Raw genomic sequence first — 4,356 nt, forward strand, 5'->3', positions numbered from 1 at the left:
GCCACTGCCATTGCCTGGCTGCTGGTCGAAGAACGAAACCCCACCCTCCCCGACCCGAACGACTTGCTAGGAATGGCGCGCATCTGGCGTCAGACCTTTCAGCCGCAGGGACGTTTGCGTGATTTCACTTACGCCTGGCAGACCTGTGTTTCACCGCTGAATCAGGTCGCCTGTTAAACCGTCCGCTTTGCAAGATCGCTCATCAGGTAGCGAATTTGGTCGGATTGTCCTACAAAACCGCTCTAACTCAAGGCATACGGACTATAGCGCTGGGACGAAAATGTTGGTAATTTTCGCCCCGGTGATCACCAGGAGTTCTAATAATGAAAAAAGTCATGCTCAAAACCACCCTTAGCCTCGCCGTTACCATGGCATCCACCCAGATCTTCGCAGCTGGCTTTGCCATCAACGAACACAGTATCAGCGGGATGGGCACCGGTTACGCTGGGCGATCCTCTTCTGCCGACGACGCAAGCACTGTTTATGGCAACCCTGCCGGTATGTCGCGCCTCACGCGCGAACAAGTCACGGGCGGTGTTGCATTCCTCGATGCCAAAACCGATATCAGCGACGCCAGCTCCAGCCCTAACGGTGGCAGCAACAAAGGCGACATGGTGCCCTTCACCTCTGTACCTATGGGCTTCTACGTCAAACCGATTGATGAGCATTGGGCATTCGGCCTCGGCGTTTACGTGCCGTTCGGCCTGATTACCGACTACGAAAAAGGCTTTGCCGGCCGCTACTTCGGCAGCAAGTCCGAAGTACAGGTCATCACCTTCCAGCCGACTGTCAGCTACAAGTTCAACGACGTGGTGTCGGTAGGTTTCGGTCCGACCATCAACCGCATCGACGGCACACTGGAATCCAACCTGTCGATCACTCAGGCTGCGCCGGACGGCAAGGTCAAGATCAAGGGTGACGACACCGCGCTGGGCTACAACGTCGGCGTACTGGTGCAAGCCACCGACACCACGCGCCTGGGTCTGACGTACCACTCGAAAGTCGACTACAAGCTCAAAGGCGACACCAAGGTCAACTATGGCCTGCTCGGCGCAGTCGGCCTGGGCGCCAACCAGAAGTACGACGCTTCGCTGAAGATCACCACGCCTGAATCCATCGACTTCTCGGTCACCCAGGCGATCAACGAACGCTGGAACGTCTACGCCGGTTCGACCTGGACCCGCTGGAGCCAGCTGGAAAAAATCACCGTCAAGAACTCCGGTGTACAACCGCTGCTGGCCGGTCAGTTTGGCGAGATCACCGAAGACCAGAACTGGCACGATTCCTGGGCTTACGCCGTGGGTACGTCGTACCAGTTGAACAAGGAATGGGTACTGCGTACCGGCCTGACCTTCGACCAGTCGCCGACCAACAACGTCGACCGTTCGCCACGCATCCCGACGGGTGACCGGACCATCTTCAGCATCGGCGCTGGCTGGAGCCCGACCGAAGACCTGACCATCGACGTCGCTTACTCGTACCTGAAGGAAGAGTCGGTCAAGATCCGCAACGAAAACGCACGTGGCCAGACCTACGACGCCAAGTATGAAAACTCGGCAAACGGTTTCGGTGTCGGCGCGACCTACCGCTTCTGATGCTGCCGGGCGGGGTTAACCCCTCGCCCACTAAAAAGCCCCGCTCTCTTGTACAGAGGCGGGGCTTTTTTAATGACTTGAGACTCCTGCTGAAATACACAAGGCTCCCACCAAAACACTCAACTCATCAGGGCTTCAGGGCTTCAGCGGTTTCGAAGCGATGGCCTTTTCGATCGCCGCAATAAACTCCGGATCATCCGGCTTGGTCAGGCTTGAAAAACTGGCGATCACCTTGCCCTGGCGATCGACCACGTATTTGTAGAAGTTCCACTTCGGCGCGCTACTCTGCGCAGCGAGTACCTGAAACAGATGCGTAGCGTCATCCCCCCGGACTTTTTGAGGTTCGGTCATGGCGAAGGTCACGCCGTAGTTGGCGTAGCAGACCTTGGCGGTCTCTGCGCTGTCCTTGGACTCTTGCTTGAAGTCATTTGAAGGAACCCCGAGCATTTGCAGCCCTTGCGCCTTGTAGCGCTGATTGAGCGCCTCCAGGCCTTCGAACTGCGGGGCAAAACCGCAGAAGCTGGCAGTGTTGATCACCACCAGCGGTTTATCGGCGTACTGCCGGCACAGGTCGATGGACTCCTTGGCCCGCAATTTGGGCAGCGAACCTTGCAGCAGATCGGGACAGTCAGCGGCCTGGGCCAGGCCAGTCAACGCCATCAGCAACGCGGGAACAGCACACCAGCGCATCAGCATGTCGAGCATCCTTAAGCAGTCATCAGACTTCGACGTTACTCGCCACGCCCCGTTCTAGCAAATGCTCATGCCCAACTGCATCAAGGCCAGGCCGCCCTGATGCCAGCCCCACCACACCAACGCCAGCAGAGCAGCGCCGAGGGCAGCGAAGACGAAACGCGGCCAGAGTCGGCTCATGCGGCGTGCGCACGGGGTTGCAGACGCGCGACAGGTCGCTCGCGCACCGGCCAGTTCAACGCGGCGGCCAACAGGCTCAGAAGAATTGCCACTTGCCAGATCAAGTCATAACTCCCGGTACGGTCATAGACCACCCCGCCCAGCCAGCCGCCCAGAAACGAGCCGAGCTGGTGGAACAGGAACACGATGCCGCCAAGCATGGACAGATTGCGCACACCGAACAAGGTCGCCACCGTACCGTTGGTCAACGGTACGGTCGACAGCCACAGGAAGCCCATGGCCATACCGAACAGATAGGCCGAGGTGGTCGTCACCGGCAGCCAGAGGAACAGCACGATCACCACCGCACGCAACAAATACAGAGCGGTGAGCAGACGCGGCTTGGACATGCGCCCGCCCAGCCACCCGGCCGTATACGTGCCGAAGATATTGAACAGACCGATCAGCGCCAGCACAGTCGTGCCAACGGTGGCCGGCAAATGTTGATCGACCAGATACGCCGGCAGGTGCACACCAATGAACACCACTTGAAAACCGCAGACGAAAAACCCGAACGCCAGCAGCCAGAAACCGGAATGCGAACAGGCTTCGCGCAACGCTTCGGACAGGGTCTGTTCATGCCCCGACACTGGCAGCGGCTTGTCCTTGAGCATGCTCACCAGCGGCACGATCAGCGCCACCAGCAGACCGAGTACCAGCAACGCCGCCGACCAGCCGAGCCAGCCGATCAGGCCGAGCGTGCCCGGTAACATGGCAAACTGGCCAAAGGACCCCGCCGCACTGGCGATGCCCATGCCCATGCTGCGTTTTTCCGGAGGTACGGCACGGCCGACCACACCGAGGATCACCGAGAACGAAGTGCCGGACAGACCGATGCCGATCAACAGACCGGCACTCAAGGACAGGGTCAACGCCGAATCGGACAACCCCATGCATACCAGGCCCAAGGCGTAGAGCACGCCGCCGATCAGCACCACTTTCGCCGCACCGAAACGATCGGCCAACGCGCCGGTAAACGGCTGCGCCAGACCCCAGATCAGATTCTGCAAGGCAATGGCGAAGGCAAACACTTCGCGCCCCCAGCCGAACTGCGCGCTCATCGGTGACAGAAACAACCCGAAGCCGTGTCGCACGCCCAATGACAACGCCAGAATCAGCGCACTCCCCAGCAACACCCAACCGCACGTACGCCACATCGTTGTCATTGTTATTCTCCAGTCGCGGGTATATACCCGTTTGAACCCGAAAAAACCGGCATCAGGCCAGTTCGTCCAGCAATTTCAGCAAGGTTTCACGCTTCTCGGCACCCAGACGGTCAATCAACCGTTGCTGCGCCGCTTCCCAGGCTGGCAGTGCAGCGGCCAGACGTTGCGCGCCGGTTTCGGTGAGCCGGACGATGCGGTTGCGCATGTCTTCGCCCTCGGCCAGCGCCACCAGACCGTCGCCTTCCAGCACCCGCAGATTGCGGCCCAGGGTGCTGCGATCCAGACCCATGGCTTCGGCCAGTTCCGAGATGCTCGGCTGATCCAGACGCTGCAGGTTACACAGCAAAGAATACTGGGCAACGTTGATCCCGAAGCCGTCGAGGGCGCCGTCGTAATGCCTGCTGACGCCACGCGCGGCGCGACGCAGGTTGGTGCACAAACACTGAGAAGGAAGCATGATGCGTGTATATACCCGCGACTGTGTTAAATCAAGTTACACATGAGTTTATCAATAAGATTTGTGGCGTCTGCCCCACCGCCATCGCTGGTCCCACAGTTTTTGCAAGTCGTCACAAAATCTGTAAACACCCTCAATACCTGAGGGCGCTGGCTTGCCAGCGAAGAGGCCATAACATTCACCATAAACCGGTCAAACCAGCGCCAACCCCACCAGCACCGCCATC

Annotated in this window: 6 protein-coding genes; 1 reads left to right on the top strand and 5 read right to left on the bottom strand. The window is 59.1% G+C overall.

Translation table 11 applies throughout. The annotated features are described in order from the left end of the window. The first annotated feature begins 323 nt into the window (after nt 1-323). Nucleotides 324-1,595 carry an OmpP1/FadL family transporter gene (locus DBR24_RS14140; RefSeq protein ID WP_128615071.1) on the top strand — a complete coding sequence of 424 codons (1,272 nt, stop codon included), beginning with the start codon at nt 324-326 and terminating at the stop codon, nt 1,593-1,595. A gap of 135 nt (nt 1,596-1,730) precedes the next feature. Here the strand turns inward: DBR24_RS14140 and DBR24_RS14145 are convergent, their stop codons facing one another. The 5 genes from DBR24_RS14145 to DBR24_RS31285 all read right to left on the bottom strand — a co-directional run. Continuing rightward, the gene (locus DBR24_RS14145; protein WP_128615072.1) at nt 1,731-2,291 is read right to left on the bottom strand and encodes a glutathione peroxidase; all 561 of its coding nucleotides are present in this window, start codon (nt 2,289-2,291) and stop codon (nt 1,731-1,733) included. A 54-nt stretch (nt 2,292-2,345) separates the two neighbouring features. Continuing rightward, on the bottom strand, nt 2,346-2,468 hold the full coding sequence (locus DBR24_RS32160) for a hypothetical protein (protein ID WP_256591474.1): 123 nt from the start codon (nt 2,466-2,468) through the stop codon (nt 2,346-2,348). Further along, on the bottom strand, nt 2,465-3,673 hold the full coding sequence (locus tag DBR24_RS14150) for an MFS transporter (RefSeq protein WP_123465924.1): 1,209 nt from the start codon (nt 3,671-3,673) through the stop codon (nt 2,465-2,467). The genes DBR24_RS32160 and DBR24_RS14150 overlap by 4 nt, the downstream gene beginning before the upstream one ends. 52 nt (nt 3,674-3,725) lie before the next feature. Then, nucleotides 3,726-4,130, bottom strand: coding sequence for a MarR family winged helix-turn-helix transcriptional regulator (locus tag DBR24_RS14155; protein WP_123465922.1), 405 nt, complete (start codon nt 4,128-4,130; stop codon nt 3,726-3,728). 26 nt (nt 4,131-4,156) lie between these two features. After that, nucleotides 4,157-4,356, bottom strand: a 200-nt coding sequence (locus DBR24_RS31285) for a hypothetical protein (RefSeq protein ID WP_218278137.1), incomplete at its 5' end; no start/stop codon positions are given.

Source organism: Pseudomonas sp. HMWF006, from assembly GCF_003061205.1.
GTDB classification, from domain to species: Bacteria; Pseudomonadota; Gammaproteobacteria; order Pseudomonadales; family Pseudomonadaceae; genus Aquipseudomonas; species Aquipseudomonas monsensis.